This is a genomic window from Streptomyces sp. NPDC007929 (assembly GCF_042959065.1).
GTDB lineage: Bacteria > Actinomycetota > Actinomycetes > Streptomycetales > Streptomycetaceae > Streptomyces.
Genome location: NZ_JBIBKD010000011.1, coordinates 55441 through 72388 on the forward strand (window position 1 = coordinate 55441; position 16948 = coordinate 72388).

Here is a 16948-nt window from a genome sequence, read left to right on the forward strand (position 1 = left end):
CGGTGGCCGGCGGGGCGGAGCCGGGAGCGGGAACCGGATCCGGGGGCGCGGGCACGGGCTCGGCGGTGGGCGGGGGGCTGCTGGTCGTCGGGGATGTCATCACCGATGTCGTCGCCCGGCACCGGGGACCGCTCGCGGCCGGCACGGACACGGCTGCCTCGATCCGGACGGTGGCGGGCGGGGCCGGCGCCAATGTGGCGTGCTGGGCGGCGCACCGGGGCGCGGCGGACGTACGGCTGCTCGGGCGGGTCGGGGCGGACGCGGCGGCCTGGCACGAGCGGGAGCTGGCCGCCCAGGGAGTGCGACCCCGGCTCGTCGTCGACCCGCTCGCGCCGACCGGCACGGTGATCTGCGTGGTCGACGAGGGCGCCGCGGCGGAGCGGACGTTCCTCACCGACAGCGGCGCGGCCCTGCGGCTGGGGCCCGCCGACTGGTCGGACGGGCTGCTCGACGGCGTGGCCCGGCTGCATCTGTCGGGCTACCTCCTGTTCTCCGGGCCGAGCCGGGACCTGGTGGCGATGGCCCTGAAGGCCGCACGCGCGCGTGGCGTGCCGGTGAGTCTGGACCCGGCGTCGGCTGGGTTCCTCGCGGAGCTGGGCGCGCAGCGATTCCTCTCGCTCGTCGAGGGCGTGGACGTCCTGCTGCCCAGCCGGGACGAGGCGTGCCTGCTGACGGGGCTGGTGGACGCGGCCGAGGCGGCGGCCGAGCTGAGCCGGCGGGTGCCGCTGGTCGTCGCCAAGCAGGGCTCTGAAGGGGCGCTCGTGGCCCGCTCGGGGAAGGTGCGGGCCCGGGTCCCGGCCGTACCGGCGACTCCGCGGGACACCACCGGCGCCGGTGACGCCTTCACCGGCGCGTTCCTCGCGGCCCTGCTCGCGGGCGCCGGGCCGCGGGCCGCCGCGGTGGAGGGGTGCCGGGCGGGTGCGCGAGCGGTGGAACGGGTGGGGGGCAGACCGCCCACGCCGAACTGACCGACCTGCCCCGGAGCGCCCCGCCCTGACCGGCGCGGCCCTGATTGACACGGCCCGGGTCGGCTCGGCAAGGAACGGCCCGAACCGGCTCGGATCGGCCCGGCTCGGATCGGCCCGGATCGGTCCGCCCGGATCGGTCGGGCCGGATCGGATCGGCCCAGCTCAGCCCAGCTCGGCCCGGCCTGGATCGATTTGGCCGGGACCGGCCAGCCCCGAACCGGACTGGCCCGAACCGGGACTGGCCCGAACCGGCCCGACCCGGACCGGGGCTGGCCCGGCCGGAAGGGACGGTTACTGCTTGCGCCCCCACGCCGAGATCATCGGGGCGGTCGTCAGATCGAGCGCGCCGGACGTGACGTTCGCCAGGTGCCGGTCGATGTCCTGGTCCGTGGCCAGGCCCGCCGTGACGAGCTGGTCGCGGATCTGACGGATCGTGACCGACTCCAGGGCCGCACAGGCCGGCGAGGCGAGGGGAAAGTACGCGTCGGCGTGGACCCGGGTCAGCCCCGCCTCCCGGAGCAGCCGCGGCAGGGTGCGCCCGCACGGCAGGTCGGTGCCGCGATCGGCGAGGAGTCCGCGGAAGCCGTGCCGCAGCCGGTTCGCGAGTTGCTGCTCGGGGCCGTGCTCGTCGGGGCACAGGAGTGGCTGGAGCGCGGGGTCGGCGTCTTCCACGAGGAGCCGGCCTCCGGGGCGCAGAGCCTTGACCATGGACCGCAGTGCCCGCCCGCGGTCGGTGACGTGGACGAGGGCGAGACGGGCGTGCACCAGGTCGAACCCCTCCCCCGGCGGCTCCTGCCCGCCGAGTTCGTGGGCCCGCACCTCGACGGGCGGCCGGGCGGCGGAGGCGAGCCGTGCGGTGTCGGTGTCGGTCGCGACGACGCGGCCCGTCGGGCCGACCTTCTTGGCCAGCCAGGACACCACGGTGGTGCCGGCGCCGACTTCCCAGCACCGCCAGCCGGATCCGACGCCGAGCGCTTCGAGGTGCCGGAACGTCGTGGGGTCGAAGAGAGCGGCGAACGCGCTGAAGTGCTCTGCCGCCTCGGTCTGCCGGTTGTCCAGGAGGTACCCGTCGGTTCGCGTCATGCCGCGATCATCCCAGTTGTCCGACTTATCCGTACGGGTCGACGCTCCGGCGCGTGCGTCCGTACGGAGAACCGTCCGGCGCGGGCAGGCGTCGTCAGGGCAGGGGCGTGGCATCGGCACGGTGGTTCGTCCACAGCCGGGAACCAAGCGGAGCGAGTCGTTTCCACAGGCTTACCCGCAGCTCACGCAGGCCTGGCAGACTGGCGCGCCACGGCACGGGAACGGCGTGATGGTTCCACGCAAGGAGATCCGGATGTCCATGGCAGGGAATCTGCGGAAGGTCACGAGCCTCGGCGGGGTCGGCGGTCTTCGCAAGGTGGCTCGGCTGGCCCGGCGGCGCCCGCGCGTCGACCTGAGTCACCCGGCCCGCTCCCCGCTGGGCTCCTCGGTGGTCAACTGCGTGACGTACCGGGAGGGCGTCCGTACCGCCGAGCGCGGCGATCTGGTGGACACGGTGGAGCGGGTCCGCAAGAGCCGGGAGGGATTCGTCTGGCTCGGTCTGCACGAGCCGACCGATCAGGAGTTCGCCGGCATCGCCGAGCTCTTCGACCTGCACCCGCTGGCCGTCGAGGACGCGATCGAGGCCCATCAGCGTCCCAAGCTGGAGCGCTACGGCGAGACGCTCTTCGCTGTCTTCAAGACGGTCTGCTACGTCGAGCACGAGGAGTTGACGGCCTCCAGCGAGGTGGTGAACACCGGCGAGATCATGGTGTTCGTCGGCGCCGACTTCGTGATCACGGTGCGGCACGGACGCCACGGCTCGCTGGGCCCACTGCGCGAGGAGCTGGAGTCCGATCCCGGCCAGCTCGCCAAGGGCCCGTCGGCGGTGCTGCACGCGCTCGCGGACCACGTCGTCGACGACTACCTGACGGTCACGGACGCGGTGCACGCGGACATCGACCAGGTCGAGACCGACGTGTTCTCGGAAGCCGGCGCGCGGACCGACCCGGGGCGGATCTACCAACTCAAGCGTGAACTGCTGGAGCTGAAGCGGGCGGTGGCGCCGCTCAGTCGGCCGCTGGAGGATCTCGCCACCCGGCCCATCCGGGTGGTCGACCCGGAGATACAGGCGTACTTCCGCGACGTCTCGGACCATCTGCTGCGGGCGAAGGAGCAGATCGCCGCGTTCGACGAGCTGCTCAACTCCATTCTCCAGGCGCACCTCGCGCAGGTCACGGTCGCGCAGAACGAGGACATGCGGAAGATCACGGCGTGGGCCGCGATCGTCGCCGTGCCGACGATGGTCTGCGGGGTCTACGGCATGAACTTCGAGCACATGCCGGAGCTGCACTGGCGGTACGGCTACGGCATGGTCATCGGCGTCATATCCGTGGCGTGCCTCGCGCTGTACCGCGGGTTCCGGCGCAGCGGCTGGCTCTGACGCGGGCGGTGCCCCGTACGGAGCCGGTGGGCGACGGGTGGGTCGGCATACGGGGTCAGTGCATCGCGTTCGTGGCGTAGACGCTCTCCGCCCAGGAGGCGATCTGGTCCTTCGCGAGATGCCGGGCCAGGTCGGCTTCACTGATCATGCCGACGAGACGCTTGTCCTTGATCACGGGCAGCCGGCGGATCTGGTGCTCCCGCATCTCGTGCAGCACCTCGCCGACATCGGCGTCCGCGTCGATCCAGCGGGGCGTGCCCTTGGCCATCTCGCCCGCGGTGATCCTGGCGGGGTCGTGGCCCACGGCGACGCAGCCGACGACGATGTCGCGGTCGGTGAGGATGCCGCAGAGCCGCTCGCTCTCGTCGCTGATGGGCAGGGCGCCGACGTTCAGCTCGCGCATGAGCTGGGCGGCGCGATCGAGGGTTTCATGGGCGGGGATCCACTGGACGCCGCGGTGCATGATGTCTCCGGCGGTGGTCATGGAGTACCTCCCGGTGCCGGACGGCCGGCGCGGAGCGGGACGCACCGCGAGTCCCGGCGCCCTTCATTCTCGCCGTGCCACCGGATGCCCGCACACGGAGGCCGGGCACCCGTCGGCCGGGCGGCGAATCTCGGCCCGCTTCAGCCGCCCCACGCCGGATGACGCGGGTCGTCGGCCCGGACCAGCACGTCCGCCGTCGCCACCGGGTCCGACTCGCGCGCGTAGCGCTCGAAGGCCGGGAGGGTCCAGTGCTCCGCCTCGGGTGTGCGGCGGCGCAGGGCGCCCTGGGAGAGGAGGACGTGAACACTCAGATCGAAGGGGAACCAGTGCTTGAGGAGGAAGGGTCCGTGCAGCAACAGCACGCCGCCGGGAGGGAGTTCGACGTAGGCGCTGCGGGTGGCGCGGTCGGCGGCCGGGTCCCACAGGTCGGGCAGGACGCGACCGGTGCCGTCGGCTTCGAGCGGCCCGAACACCTCACGCCACAGCGCGCCGGTGTCGTACCAGCCGCTGTAGTAGGACTCGACGTCCTGGTGGCCGTACTCCAGCCGTACGGAGGCGGGGCGCCAGAAGCCGTCCGTGCCGACGACGAGCGAGGGGCGACCGCGTACGCGCAGCGCTTCCGAGACCCGGTGGGCGAGGTCGTGCGGGCGGGCTGCCGGGGCGCCGTCGAAGGCGATGCGCGACCAGGGGCTGCCGTCGGCCGGCTTCAGGTCGAGCAGGCGTTCGGCGAGCAGGTCGCCGAGCCGTTCCCAGGTGATCGCTTCGAGTCGCACACGGCCCATGATGCGTCAGGCCGGGGTGGGAGCGGGTCCGGCCGCGGATGCCTCCCCGGGGCGGTGAGAGGCTCGCCAGGGTCTGTCGGGAAGTGCGCAGTTCGCTCCGCTCTCAGAGGGAATGAACCCTGTATGGCCTCCCGTGTGACGCTCCCGCCCCGCACCGGACTCCTCGTCTTCCAGCCCCTCAAGCGGCGGTACTGCGCCGAGTGCCGCAGCGGACCGCTGCCGCTGCTGATCATCGAGGACGGCGCCCCGCGCTGCCTCGACTGCGCCGACCTCGGGCATCTGGTGTTCCTGCCGAGCGGCGACACCGCGCTGACCCGCAGGTCCCGGGAGGAGAGCACCCTGTCGGCGGTGGTCGTGCGGTTCAACCGGCGCAAGAGCCGGTACGAACGGCAGGGCGTCCTGGTGGAGGAGGAGGCGCTCGCGCGGGCCGAGCTGAGGTGCTTGGCGGACGCCGAGGCGAGACGGCGGCGCCGGGTGCGGGACGCCCGGCGGCGGGCGGCTCAGGACGCCCTGTTCGCCCAGGCGTTCGCGGCGGAGATACGCCGGTTGTACCCCGGGTGTCCGGCCGGCCGCGCACGGGAGATCGCCCTGCACGCCTCGGAGCGGGGCAGTGGGCGGGTGGGCCGCAGCGCGGCGGGCCGTGCGCTGTCCGAGGGTGCGGTGACGGCGGCGGTCGTGGCGTCCGTACGGCACCTGGACACGCCGTACGACCGGCTGCTGATGAGCGGCGTGCCCCGGCACGAGGCGCGGCGGCGGATCGCGCCGGCGGTGGCCACGGTGCTGAGGGGCTGGACCGAGGCGAGGCTCGATTCGGCGGGGTGAGGCGGGAGGGGGTGCCCGCGGCATGGACGGACGTCTCAGCATGGCTGGACGTCCGCGGGCGGAATAGACGTCCGCGTACGGAATGGACGTCCGCGTGCGGAATGGACGTCCGCGTGCGGAATGGACGTCCGCTCATGACGCCGCGCCCCTCGGCCATGGTCACTGCGCTCGTACGGCAATTCACTTGTGGTGAGGAAGGGCGCCGGGCAGGATCCCGGCTCGACGGCGGGAGAGGGACATGATCGACGGACCGTACTTCGTGCTGACGGTGCTGGGCGTGCTCGGGACCGGGCTGGTGGCGGGGGTGTTCTGCGGTTTCTCGACCTTCGTGATGCGGGGCCTCGGCATGCTGCCGCCCGCGCAGGGGGTGGCCGCGATGAAGGCGATCAACGTGGCCGCGGTGAGACCGCCGTTCATGATCGTGTTCCTGGGGTCGGCCGTGCTGTGCGCGGTGATCGCCGTGGTGACGTTCGTGCTGTGGCCGGACGAGGGGACCGTGGCGCTGCTGGTGGGCAGCGCGCTGTACCTGTTCGGGTCGTTCGGGCTGACCATGGTCGCGAACGTGCCGCGCAACGACGCGCTGGCCGAGCTGGAGCCGGGCACTCCGGAGGCGGCGGCGTACTGGCCGGCGTATGTGCGCGAGTGGACGCTGTGGAACCACGTCCGCACGGCTGCCTCGGCCGGGGCGGCGCTGTCGTACGTACTGGCGCTCACCTGACAGCCGGGTCCCCGGGCGACAGGCAGCGGCCCGGAGGCGGACGTATCGTGGCGAAAAGACCGCCGCACCACGAGCAAGAGGACGCGGCCGCACGAGTGCCGCACCACCTCCGACAAGAGCGCCGCCCGACGACGCACGGCCTGTCACACGCGCACGCAAGGAAGACGGCCATGGCCGATCCCAAGGGTTTCATGACCACGCCCCGCCAGGACTGGCCGCGCCGGCCGGTGGAGGAACGGGCGCAGGACTGGGACGAGGTCTACGTCCCCGGGGCGCTGCTGCCGATCATCAGCAAGCAGGCCGACCGTTGCATGGACTGCGGCATCCCCTTCTGCCACGACGCGTGCCCGCTGGGCAACCTGATTCCCGAGTGGAACGACCTGGTGTCCAGAGAGGACTGGCGGGCGGCCGCCGACCGGCTGCACGCCACGAACAACTTCCCCGAGTTCACCGGCCGGTTGTGCCCGGCGCCGTGCGAGGCGGGGTGTGTGCTGGCGATCAACCAGCCGGCCGTCACCATCAAGAACGTCGAGTGCGCGATCGCCGACCGGGCCTGGGAGGAGGGCTTCGCGCCGCCGAGGCCTCCGGACCGGCTGTCCGGCAGGACGGTGGCGGTGATCGGGTCGGGCCCCACCGGCCTGGCCGCGGCCCAGCAGCTGACCCGGGCCGGGCACACGGTCGCCGTGTACGAGCGGGACGACCGGCCCGGCGGGCTGATGCGGTACGGCATCCCCGAGTTCAAGATGGAGAAGCGCCATCTGGAGCGGCGGCTGGAGCAGATGCGGGCGGAGGGGACGAAGTTCCGTACCTCGACGGCGATCGGGCGGGACATCGGGGCCGACGAACTGCGCACCCGCTACGACGCCGTGGTGCTCGCCACCGGGGCGACGGCATGGCGGGAACTTCCGGTGCCGGGGCGTGAGCTGACGGGCATTCACCAGGCGATGGAGTACCTCCCGCTGGCCAACCGGGTGCGCGAGGGGGATCTGGAGACCTCTCCGCTGTCGGCCGCGGGGAAGCACGTCGTCATCGTCGGCGGCGGCGACACCGGGGCGGACTGCCTGGGCACGGCCGTCCGGGAGGGCGCCGCGTCCGTGACCCAGCTGGACATCTACGCACTGCCGGGCACGGTGCGCGACGAGAGCACCGAGCCCTGGCCGACGTACCCGATGCGGGTCTACCGGCTGTCCGCCGCCCATGAGGAGGCCCGTGACCTGCGGACCGCCCCGGTCGCCGACGCGGACGCACGGCTGTTCTCGGCGTCCACGCTGCGCTTCGACGGTGACGCGCAGGGGCATGTGCGGTCGCTGTACCTGACCGGGGTGGACGCGCGGCGCCGCCCGGTGGAGGGAAGGGGACGGACGCTCCCCGCCGATCTCGTGCTGCTGGCCCTCGGCTTCTCCGGGCCCGACCGGGAGGACGGCCTCGTCGACCAGCTGGGGCTGGAGATGGAGCCCCGCGGGACGATCGCGCGGGACTCCGGTTTCGCCACGAACGTGCCCGGGGTGTTCGCCGCGGGGGACGCGGCCCGGGGGCAGTCGCTCATCGTGTGGGCGATCGCCGAGGGCCGGGCGGTGGCGGCGGCCGTCGATCGTCATCTGACGGGCAGTTCGAGGCTGCCGGCCCCGATCGGGCCGTATGACCGGCCCATGGCGGTGTAGCACCCCCGCGGCCGGGCTCCTACGACCAGCCCCTCACATCAAGGCCCCACGGGCATCAACCGCTCATCCGCCCCGCCTGTCACCGCTCATCCGCCCCCGCCGTCTTCCCCGTCGCCAGCGCCACCCGGTTCCATGTGTTGATCGTGCAGATCAGGGCGAGGACCTGGGCCAGTTCCCGCTCCTCGAACTGCGCGGCGGCCCGCGCGTAGACGTCGTCGGGGACGCCGGTGTCGGCGACGAGGGTCACCGCGTCGGTGAGGGCGAGGGCCGCCCGCTCCCGCTCGGTGAAGAAGTGGCGGGCCTCGCGCCACACCGCCACCATGTGCAGCCGGTCCTCGCTCTCGCCGGCCTTGCGGGCGTCGTTGGTGTGCATGTGGAGGCAGTACGCGCAGTGGTTGAGGTGCGAGGAGCGGATCTGGATCAGCTCGACCAGGGCCGGGTCGAGACCGTCGCGGGCAGCGGCGTCGAAGGCGATGAGGGCCCGGAAGGCCTTCGGCGCGGTCCTGCCGAAGTCCAGCCGGGCCGCCGTGCCAAGTGTGCTGGTCACATGGGTGGTGCTGGTCACAGGGGTGCTTCCCGTGCTCGTGTGCGTCGTCATGCCCTTCAACCTACGAGCCGGAAAGACCCACTGTAGGGTGCATTTCCATGGCTGATTCATGGGTCAATGCGGCGGAGCGGATCGGTGTCGACCTGCATCTGGAGCTGACCGGGCCGGGCGGCAGACGGGCGGCGCTGATCCGGGCGCTGCGTGAGGCGGTGCGCGGCGGGCGGCTCGCTCCGGGCACGCGGTTGCCGCCGTACCGCTCGCTCGCGGCGGACCTCGGCGTCGCCCGCAACACGGTGGCGGACGCCTACGCGCAGCTGGTCGCCGAGGGCTGGCTCACCGCCCGGCAGGGCTCGGGGACCAGGGTCGCGGAGCGGGCCGAGCCGCTGCGGCCACTCGCCCGCGTGCCCAAGAGGGCGCCCCTGCGCGAGATGGCGCCCCCACGCGCGCGTGGCCCCCGGCACGACCTGAGGCAGGGCACGCCGGACGTCTCGGCGTTCCCGCGCACGGCCTGGCTCGCCTCCTACCGCCGGGCCCTGCAACAGGCGCCCAACGAGGTGTTCGGGCCGGGCGACCCGGCCGGCCGGCGGGAGTTGCGGGAGGCGCTCACCGAGTACCTGGCACGTGCGCGTGGCGTACGGACGGCGCCGGACCGGATCGTGATCTGCTCCGGTTTCGTGCACGCGCTGCGGCTGCTGTTCGGGGGCGGCGTCCTGCGCGGGCCGCTGGCGGTGGAGGCGTACGGACTCGGCTTCCACCGTGAGGTCCTGGCCTCCGCCGGTGTGCGGACAGTGCCGCTCCCCCTCGACGAACACGGGGCGCGGGTGGACCGGTTGGGGCGCGAGCGGGCGGCGCTGCTCACACCGGCGCACCAGTTCCCCACCGGCGGCCCGCTGCACCCCGGGCGCCGGGCCGCCCTGATCGACTGGGCGGGCACGCGGGACGGTCTGGTCCTGGAGGACGACTACGACGGGGAGTTCCGCTACGACCGCAAGCCCGTCGGCGCCGTCCAGGGGCTCGACCCCGAGCGCGTGATCCACGTCGGCTCGGTCAGCAAGAGCCTGTCACCGGCGCTGCGGCTGGGCTGGATGGTGCTCCCCGAGCGGTACGTCGGGGCGGTCCTGGCCGCCAAGGGCGAGCGCGAGGCGTGGGCGAGCGTCCTGGAGCAGCTGAGCCTGGCGGACTTCATCGTCTCGGGGGCGTACGACCGGCACGTACGGCGGATGCGGCAGCGCTACCGCGGCCGCCGGGACCGGCTCGTCGCGGCGCTGGCGGTGCATGCCCCGCACATCGAGGTGAGCGGTGTGGCGGCCGGGCTGCACGCGGTGCTGCGGCTGCCGCCCGGCACCGAGGCCTCCGCGCTCAAGGCCGCCGCCTGGCAGGGCATCGCCCTCGACGGCCTCGCCGCGTTCCGGCACCCGGAGACGGACCTGCCGGCGGACGACGGTCTCGTGGTCGGCTACGCGACCCCCTCCGAGCACGCCTACGGGCCGGCCCTGGAAGCGCTGTGCGGTGCGCTGCCGCCGCCGTGACCGGCCCGAGGCGAGGCCGGAGGGAGCCGGTCGACCTAGGGCCTGTCGTTTGGATCAGGTCGCAGGGAGTCGGCGGTGCTGGTCAACGCCGGTGAGCGGGGCCTGGTGCGGGTAGCTGCAAGGCGGAGGAGCGAGTCGATGCGGAGCATCGGCGAGTGACGACAACGCGGCAGATGCGCGTGCCAGGCCCCGCGTCTGCGAGCTGATCCAAACGACAGGCCCTAGGCCTGGACCTTGCGCCCGACCGCGCCGTAGCCCGGGATCACCCCGTCGTCCTGGCCGGGCACCGGCTCGCCCAGCTCGGGGTGCCAGTGGTGCGGCACCTCGACGCCGGGTTCGACGAGGTCGAGGCCGTCGAAGAAGCGGGTGAACTCCTCGCGGGAGCGCAGGGCCAGGGTGACACCCGCGGCACGCAGCTTCTCGGTGGCCGCCTCGGACTCCTCCGGGGTGAAGTCGGCGGTGGCGTGGGTCATCACCAGGTAGCTGCCGGAGGGCAGTTCGGCGAGCAACCGCCGGACGAGGTCGTGGGCGCCGTCCTCGTCGGGGACGAAGTGCAGCAGCGCGATGAGCGACAGCGCGACGGGCCGGGTGAGGTCCAGGACCTTCCGCGCGCCCTCCAGGATGGCGTCCGGGTCGCGCACGTCGGCCTGGAGATACTCGGTCGCGCCCTCGTCCGTGCCGCGCAGCAGCGCCGCCGCGTGGGCCAGGACGATGGGGTCGTTGTCGCAGTAGACGACCCGGGCGCCGGGCACGATCTCCTGGGCGACCTGGTGGAGGTTGGGCTCGGTCGGGATGCCGGTGCCGATGTCCAGGAACTGGCGTACGCCCGCGCGGGCCAGCCAGCGAGTGGCCCGGTGCATGAACGCGCGGTTGACGCGTGCCATGACCGGCACCCGGGGGTCGAGGGTGAGCATCTGCCGGCCCATCTCCTCGTCGACGGGATAGTTGTCCTTTCCGCCGAGGTACCAGTCGTACATCCGCGCGGGATGGGGTCTGGTCGTGTCGATCTGGACGGCCGGCATGGGGTCCTGCCCGGTCATGAGGCACTCCGTAAGGGCACAGAGGGTGGTCGATTCAGCACCGCATTAGGAAAGTCGAACAACAGCAACGGCAATCACGTCAGGACAGCAGGAAGTCCGCCTCCCCCGCCTTGGCCCCCTGGATGAAGGCGGTCATCTCGTCGGTGGTGTAGATCAGCGCCGGCCCGTCCGGGTCGGTGGACTGCCGCAGGGCGATGCGGCCGTCGGCGAGTTTCATCGCCTCCAGGCAGTTGCCCCCGTTTCCGCCGCTCCACGGCTTGTGCCAGCCTTCGCTGCCCAAGTCGCGCGCGGGCATGCCGTTGTAGACGTGTTTGCGCGGCTTGATGCGATCCATTCACAGCTCCTTGCGGAGGTCCCGGAGGATCTCCTTCGTGCGATGTGCCGTAGCGGCCTGCGCCGCCATGCGGTCCATGACCTCAAGGTGGGTCGCCACCTCGGTGCGCGCGTCCAGGTAGACCGCGCCGGTCAGGTACTCGCTGTAGACCATGTCCGGTAGTTCGGGCACGGCGAATCGGAACAGCACGAACGGCCCGTACGTGCCCGGGTGCGGCCCGGCGGCGAACGGGGCGATCTGCAACGTCACGTTGGGCAGCTTCGTGGCGTCGAGCAGCTTGTCGATCTGGGCGCGCATCACCTCCGGGCCACCGGCCGGGCGTCGCAGCGCGGTCTCGTCCATCACGACCCAGAGCCGGGGCGCGTCCTCACGGGTGAGCAGGTCCTGGCGCTGCATGCGCAGGGCGACATGGCGCTCGATGTCCTCGGGGCTGGTCTGGCCGATGGCGCCCGACCGGAGCACCCCGCGCGCGTAGTCCTCGGTCTGCAGCAGCCCGGGGACGAAATGGGGCTCGTAACTGCGGATGACACTGGCCGCGCCTTCAAGGCTCACGTACATCGAGAACCAGCCGGGCAGGATGTCGTGGAAACGCTGCCACCAGCCGGGCCTGTTGGCGTCCTCGGCCAGCTGGACGAAGGCCTCGGCCTCCTCGTCACAGACCCCGTAGGCCTTGAGGAGCAGTTGCAGATAGGGGATCTTGAGCGCGACCTCGGCCATCTCCATGCGCCGGACCGTTGCGGGGGCGACGCGCAGAATGCGCGCGGCCTCCTCCCGCCGCATGCCCGCGCGTTCCCTCAGGTCCAACAGGCGTCGGCCGAGTACGACCTGACCGACCGTCGGCGCGGACCGCGGTTCACTCACGCTCCACCTCCACGAAGAGTTCTGACGAGCCGGCGGGAAAGAACGCTGACAGCCGGGCGGCGCCATTCGAAGACCTATTCGAAGAACCGATCCGAACACTCGTTTCGAACTAATCTTCGACGATCTCAACTGGCGCCGCGCGGGGTGCTGTTGCGAGCAGTGTGCCACGGCCTTCCAGACCGTCACACAGCACTCTGCAATTTTCAGAGTGACACTTGCCAAGTGTTCACGGCGGGGCGATAGTGGCAAGCGTGATTCCGCCCGCGCCCTTAGGAACAGACGCCGCCGCGAGCCCCTCCGGGCTTGGCGCCGCTACGGCTCAGACCCCGCTCGGGGCCACCGCCGAGCGCCGGTTCCGTTTCGAGCTGGCCGCACATCCGGGCTCCCCCGCCCAGGCCAGACATCTGACGCGGGCTCGGCTGACAGGCTGGTCGGTGTGCGAGGACACGTGCGACAGCGCGGAGCTCGTGGTCTCCGAGCTGGTCACCAACGCCATCGTGCACACGGCGAGCACCCACATAGTGTGCGAGCTGCTCGACGACGACGACCTGGTGCGCATAGCCGTGCGCGACGAGGGCTGCGCCCCGGGCCAGCCTCACGCCGCGAGCCGGACACGGCCGGAGGAGGAGCACGGGAGGGGGCTGCTCCTCGTCGACGCCCTCTGTCACTCCTGGGGTGCCCATGAGGACGGCCCCGGGCTGCTGGTCTGGGCCGAGCTGCCCCGCACGGCGGACGCCGCGGATGCCCCGGAATCCATAAATGCCATGGATGCCCTGAACGTCACGGATCCCCTGGACGCCACGGAAGCCCCCGGCACCGCGGACGGTCCGTCCGGCCCCCGGAGCGACCTGGGCTGGGGCGCCCGGCCCAAGCGGGGCCCGTCCGACGACTCGGACGACGGTGACGAACCCCCTCGGGCCCACCTCGAACGCCGCGCCCCCGAGGCTCACCACCAGCGCCGTGCCCCGGAGGTTCCCCCACAGGGGCGCCGCCGAGAGCGGAGGCACCCATGAGCCCGGTGCGGGGAGGCCGTGTACTGAACCTGGACACGCTGGTGCGCGTCCGGCGCGGACTGCGTACGCCGGGCCCCGCCCTGCGGCTGCCCGTGCCCGACGGCATGACCGCCCCGCTCGGCTGCGACGCGGTCGCCGTCCCCGCCCGGTTCGGCCCGATGATCATGCCCCGGCTGCCCCGGGTGGGCTGCGTCTACGCCGATGACGCGCACTGGTGGTGGCTGGTGCCGGCCGACTCCGACCACGCCCTGGAGTGGCCCGCCCCGGCGCGGTACGTCACCGGCGCGGTCGTCCCGGACCTGCTGGAGGTCCCCGAGCTGATCCACCGCCCGGACGGCACCCTTCCGTACTCCCCGCCGATCCCCCTCTACCTGGCACTGTGCCGCGCGACGGGAACGGCCCCGTCCTGGTCCCGCCCGGTCAGCGCGTAGGCAGCACGCGCCCCCGCTCACGCCGTAGCCCTCCGGGTCCCTCACGCAGGACCCCCGCACCACCCCGCACCCCCGCGCCGCCCCGCACCTCCCCCGGGTCAGGTCGTGCGACCGCGCGCATCCGGCGCCCCGGCCCGCGCCCTGCCCGGTCCGGCGCCCGCCCCGCGATAGTGGCCGTTCGTGCAGGTGCGGGTCGAGCGGGGAGGTCGGTCGACGGTGGCGAAGAAGCGGACCGCGCCGGAGGTGTCCGAGTCGGAGCGGCTGCTCTTCGGCGGGCCTCTGCGCTACGACATGGGCTGGAACCAGCACGCCGACGCGTTCCTGGAGCTGAACTTCCGCGCCATGATCACCCGGCTGCCGTCCCTGCTCGCGTCCAGCCTGGAGCTGGCCCGGCAGGCCGACCGGGCCGCCGCGCGGATCGTGCTGGCCGCCGAGGCCGGCCGGGGCGTGGCACAGGCGGTGGCGCTGCTCGCCGTCAACAGTGTGCTGGCCGGGCTGATGGGCGGCGGCTCGATCGAGGACCGGCTGCGCGGTGCCGTACCCGCTCTGGTCACGGTGGCAGCCGTGATGTTCGTCGCCGCCCTGCTGCGGGCCGCGAGCACCTACGCCACCGGCCGGCTGGAGCCCAAGGTGGAGCGGGTGGCGACGGAGCGGTACCTGGAGCGGGCCGCTGCCGTGGAGCTGGCCGCGATCGAGGATCACGCCTTCCACAAGCTGCTCGACACCGCGCAGTACGGCGCCGCCTCCGCGCGCCGGATGATCTCCTACGGCACCCGCGTGATCAACGCGATGATCTCCCTGGTCGCGGCGGCGGGCGTGCTGACCGTGCTGCACCCCGCCCTGCTGCCGCTGCTGGTGACGATGACCCTGCCGAGCGCCTGGAGCGCGCTGACCGTCGCCCGGCGGCGCTACGAGTCCTTCCACGCCTGGGTGCAGCACGCCCGCGCGGGCCGGCTGCTCGGCAACCTGCTGATCGAGCCCGAGGCGGCACCCGAGATCCGGGTGCACGGGGTGGGCTCCTTCCTGCTGCGGCACTTTCGCGCGATGTCCGAGACGGCGGAGGCCGAGCAGGCCCGCCTGGCCGGGCTCGCCGCTCGCACCGGCCTGATCGCTGCGGCGTTGACGGGCCTGGCGACGGTGGCGACGTACGCGACGCTGGGCGGGCTGCTGCTGGCGGGCGCGATGGCCCTGTCGGTGGCGGGTACGGCCGTGATCGCGATCCGGACCGGGTCGCAGAGCCTCGACACGCTCGTGGTGGAGGTCAACGCACTGCACGAGGAGGCGCTCTTCGTCGGCGATCTGCAACGGCTGTACACCGAGGCGGACCAGTGGGCGATCCCGGCGGGAGGCGCACCGCTGCCGGAGGACCCGCGCGAGATCCGCTTCGAGAACGTCACGTTCCGCTACCCGGGCGACTCGGCCCGGCCCGCCCTCGACGACGTGACCCTGAACCTGCCGCTCGGCCGCATCATCGCGCTGGTCGGCGAGAACGGCTCCGGCAAGACCACCCTGGTCAAGCTGCTCGCCGGGCTCTACAGGCCGGAGCGGGGGCGGATCCTGTGGGACGGCGTGGACGCGGCGAGCGCCGACCGGCACCGGCTGGCCGAGCGGATCGCGATGGTCGCGCAGGATTTCAAGCGGTGGCCGTTCACGGCCCGGGTGAACGTCGCCCTGGGCCGCCCCTCGGTGCCCCTGTGCGAGGACCGGCTGGCCGCGTCGGTCGCCGAGGCCGGGGCGGAGGCGGTGATCGCGGACCTGCCGCGCGGTCTGGACACGCTGCTCGCCCGCAACTTCAGCGGTGGGCACGAGCTGTCGGGCGGCCAGTGGCAGCGGCTCGGCATCGCCCGGGCGGCCTACCGCAGGGGCCGCATCCTGATCGTGGACGAGCCGACGGCGGCCCTGGACGCCCGGGCCGAGCTGGAGGTCTTCGAGCGGATCCGCGCCCTGGCCGACAGCGGCCAGACGGTCGTGCTGATCACACACCGGCTGGCGTCCGTACGGCACGCGGATCTGGTGCACGTGCTGGACCAGGGCCGGCTGGTGGAGTCCGGCACACCGGACGAGCTGCTGGCGACCGGGGGGCTCTACGCCGAGCTGTACGCGCTCCAGGCGGAGCAGTTCGCCCCGTCGCCCAAGCCGGTCCGGAAGGTGCCGGCGCCCAAGGCGGGCTGAGGGCACACGTCAGGCGGTGGCGTCGGCCACGTCCCCGCTGCGCACGATCACCAGGAACATGTCCGTGGCGAGGTCCATGACGACCTCGGCGGGCAGGCCTTCGCTGCGCCGCGCCTGCGCGAACTCCTCCGCAGGCCAGGAGCCGCGCGGCCCACCGGCGGGAAAGCGCTCGAGCACCGTTCGCCCGTTCACCCTGCACCTCCATGTAGCGCTGTACTCGTAGAGTTAAACGCCAACGATGGGGTGAACGGCTCGCGAAGTGACGGTTCTGAGACGTAGTTGACACGCGTTCACCGCCAAGTGTGACCAACCTCTCAGCCTCTTGGCGGATGTGTTCACTTTCCGTATCAGTCGTCGTACTCGTCGTGATACCGGATGCCCTCACTTCCCGCAGGCGCCCCGAAGGCCGACGCGCGCCCCTTGGGTTCCTCCCACTCCTCCTGCCGGCCCAGCGCGGTGAGGTCCAGCAGGCTGGTCGTCGAGCCCAGGCCGTCGAGGCCGCGCTCGTACGTCGTGTACGTGTGGAAGACCCGGTCGCGGTCCCGCAGGAAGCAGCTGAGGCCGGGCCGTTCGACGAGTTCGCCCGCCCGCTCCAGGGTCACCTCGAAGTGGTGGTTGAAGTCGCCGCCGTACGACGAGTACCAGGGCAGCGTCCAGCCCATCCGCGCCTTGAACGGCAGGATCCTCGGGTACGGCGCGCGGGACACGGCGGCGAACGACGTGTCACGGGCGTGGAGATGGGCGAGGTGCCCCACTTGGTCCAGGAATGCGGAGCAGCTGCGGCAGCCCGCGTCCCACTCGGGCGCGAACATGAAGTGGTAGACGACGAGCTGGCGCCGGCCGTCGAACAGGTCGAGCAGGGTGGCCTTGCCGTCCCCGCCCTCGAACACGTACTCCTCGTCGACCTCCACCATGGGCAGTCCGCGACGCTCGGCGTTGAGCGCGTCCCGCGCGCGGGTGGCGGCCTTCTCCTTCAGCAGCAGTTCCGCGCGCGCCGCGCGCCATGCACCGCGCGAGACGATCTCCGGAAGCGACATGGGCCCTCCTGTGACAACGGTCCGTCCGGGGTGGTGACCGGCGGGAGCCGCGGAACTCATCGCTGCCCGGGAGGATTTTCGAGAA

At 72.6% G+C, this 16948-nt stretch carries 18 protein-coding genes; 9 read left to right on the plus strand and 9 right to left on the minus strand.

Translation table 11 applies throughout. The features are described from left to right. Nucleotides 1–2: 2 nt before the first annotated feature. Nucleotides 3–968: a PfkB family carbohydrate kinase gene (locus ACFZDE_RS31745; RefSeq protein WP_391205784.1), complete on the plus strand. Its 966-nt coding sequence runs from the start codon at nucleotides 3–5 to the stop codon at nucleotides 966–968. A gap of 291 nt (nucleotides 969–1259) precedes the next feature. Here ACFZDE_RS31745 and ACFZDE_RS31750 read toward each other — a convergent pair whose 3' ends face one another. After that, nucleotides 1260–2051, minus strand: a complete 792-nt coding sequence (locus ACFZDE_RS31750) for a methyltransferase (protein WP_391002322.1) — start codon at nucleotides 2049–2051, stop codon at nucleotides 1260–1262. 253 nt (nucleotides 2052–2304) lie between these two features. Here ACFZDE_RS31750 and ACFZDE_RS31755 point away from each other — a divergent pair, with 253 nt between their 5' ends. Further along, nucleotides 2305–3432, plus strand: a complete 1128-nt coding sequence (locus tag ACFZDE_RS31755; RefSeq protein WP_391002320.1) for a CorA family divalent cation transporter — start codon at nucleotides 2305–2307, stop codon at nucleotides 3430–3432. A gap of 55 nt (nucleotides 3433–3487) precedes the next feature. On the opposite strand, the gene ACFZDE_RS31760 is transcribed toward ACFZDE_RS31755, so the two are convergent. Together ACFZDE_RS31760 and ACFZDE_RS31765 are read right to left on the minus strand one after the other, a co-directional pair. Next, entirely contained in the window at nucleotides 3488–3916 is a 429-nt protein-coding gene (locus tag ACFZDE_RS31760) for a CBS domain-containing protein (RefSeq protein ID WP_391205787.1), read from the minus strand. A 140-nt stretch (nucleotides 3917–4056) separates the two neighbouring features. Next, on the minus strand, nucleotides 4057–4698 hold the full coding sequence (locus ACFZDE_RS31765; RefSeq protein ID WP_391205790.1) for a uridine kinase: 642 nt from the start codon (nucleotides 4696–4698) through the stop codon (nucleotides 4057–4059). A gap of 123 nt (nucleotides 4699–4821) precedes the next feature. Between ACFZDE_RS31765 and ACFZDE_RS31770 the strand changes: the two genes are divergently transcribed. The 3 genes from ACFZDE_RS31770 (at nucleotide 4822) to ACFZDE_RS31780 (ending at nucleotide 7899) form a co-directional block, all read left to right on the plus strand. Further along, complete coding sequence (locus ACFZDE_RS31770) at nucleotides 4822–5520, plus strand: DUF2293 domain-containing protein (protein WP_391205794.1); 699 nt, start codon at nucleotides 4822–4824, stop codon at nucleotides 5518–5520. Nucleotides 5521–5758: 238 nt separating this feature from the next. Next, nucleotides 5759–6238, plus strand: a complete 480-nt coding sequence (locus tag ACFZDE_RS31775; RefSeq protein WP_391205797.1) for an anthrone oxygenase family protein — start codon at nucleotides 5759–5761, stop codon at nucleotides 6236–6238. Nucleotides 6239–6408: 170 nt separating this feature from the next. Further along, the gene (locus tag ACFZDE_RS31780) at nucleotides 6409–7899 is read left to right on the plus strand and encodes a glutamate synthase small subunit (RefSeq protein ID WP_391205800.1); all 1491 of its coding nucleotides are present in this window, start codon (nucleotides 6409–6411) and stop codon (nucleotides 7897–7899) included. Between the two features lie 79 nt (nucleotides 7900–7978). Here the strand turns inward: ACFZDE_RS31780 and ACFZDE_RS31785 are convergent, their stop codons facing one another. Further along, on the minus strand, nucleotides 7979–8497 hold the full coding sequence (locus ACFZDE_RS31785) for a carboxymuconolactone decarboxylase family protein (RefSeq protein WP_391205803.1): 519 nt from the start codon (nucleotides 8495–8497) through the stop codon (nucleotides 7979–7981). Nucleotides 8498–8544: 47 nt separating this feature from the next. Between ACFZDE_RS31785 and ACFZDE_RS31790 the strand changes: the two genes are divergently transcribed. Further along, nucleotides 8545–9975, plus strand: a complete 1431-nt coding sequence (locus ACFZDE_RS31790) for an aminotransferase class I/II-fold pyridoxal phosphate-dependent enzyme (protein ID WP_391205805.1) — start codon at nucleotides 8545–8547, stop codon at nucleotides 9973–9975. Between the two features lie 221 nt (nucleotides 9976–10196). On the opposite strand, the gene ACFZDE_RS31795 is transcribed toward ACFZDE_RS31790, so the two are convergent. The 3 genes from ACFZDE_RS31795 to ACFZDE_RS31805 all read right to left on the minus strand — a co-directional run bounded on the left by ACFZDE_RS31795 (nucleotide 10197) and on the right by ACFZDE_RS31805 (nucleotide 12210). Next, nucleotides 10197–11015 carry an SAM-dependent methyltransferase gene (locus tag ACFZDE_RS31795; protein WP_391205808.1) on the minus strand — a complete coding sequence of 273 codons (819 nt, stop codon included), beginning with the start codon at nucleotides 11013–11015 and terminating at the stop codon, nucleotides 10197–10199. Nucleotides 11016–11094: 79 nt separating this feature from the next. Continuing rightward, a complete protein-coding gene (locus tag ACFZDE_RS31800) occupies nucleotides 11095–11349 on the minus strand; it encodes a DUF397 domain-containing protein (RefSeq protein WP_391002301.1) in 255 nt (84 codons plus the stop codon). Then, entirely contained in the window at nucleotides 11350–12210 is an 861-nt protein-coding gene (locus ACFZDE_RS31805; RefSeq protein WP_391205811.1) for a Scr1 family TA system antitoxin-like transcriptional regulator, read from the minus strand. Between the two features lie 215 nt (nucleotides 12211–12425). On the opposite strand from ACFZDE_RS31805, the gene ACFZDE_RS31810 reads away from it, so the two are divergent. The 3 genes from ACFZDE_RS31810 to ACFZDE_RS31820 all read left to right on the plus strand — a co-directional run bounded on the left by ACFZDE_RS31810 (nucleotide 12426) and on the right by ACFZDE_RS31820 (nucleotide 15826). Next, nucleotides 12426–13223, plus strand: a complete 798-nt coding sequence (locus ACFZDE_RS31810; protein ID WP_391205814.1) for an ATP-binding protein — start codon at nucleotides 12426–12428, stop codon at nucleotides 13221–13223. Next, entirely contained in the window at nucleotides 13220–13654 is a 435-nt protein-coding gene (locus tag ACFZDE_RS31815) for a hypothetical protein (protein WP_391205817.1), read from the plus strand. The genes ACFZDE_RS31810 and ACFZDE_RS31815 overlap by 4 nt, the downstream gene beginning before the upstream one ends. 216 nt (nucleotides 13655–13870) lie before the next feature. Continuing rightward, entirely contained in the window at nucleotides 13871–15826 is a 1956-nt protein-coding gene (locus tag ACFZDE_RS31820; protein ID WP_391205820.1) for an ATP-binding cassette domain-containing protein, read from the plus strand. 9 nt (nucleotides 15827–15835) lie between these two features. Here the strand turns inward: ACFZDE_RS31820 and ACFZDE_RS31825 are convergent, their stop codons facing one another. Continuing rightward, entirely contained in the window at nucleotides 15836–16018 is a 183-nt protein-coding gene (locus ACFZDE_RS31825; RefSeq protein ID WP_010039591.1) for a hypothetical protein, read from the minus strand. 155 nt (nucleotides 16019–16173) lie between these two features. Further along, nucleotides 16174–16863, minus strand: coding sequence for a DUF899 family protein (locus ACFZDE_RS31830; protein WP_391205823.1), 690 nt, complete (start codon nucleotides 16861–16863; stop codon nucleotides 16174–16176). Between the last annotated feature and the right edge of the window lie 85 nt (nucleotides 16864–16948).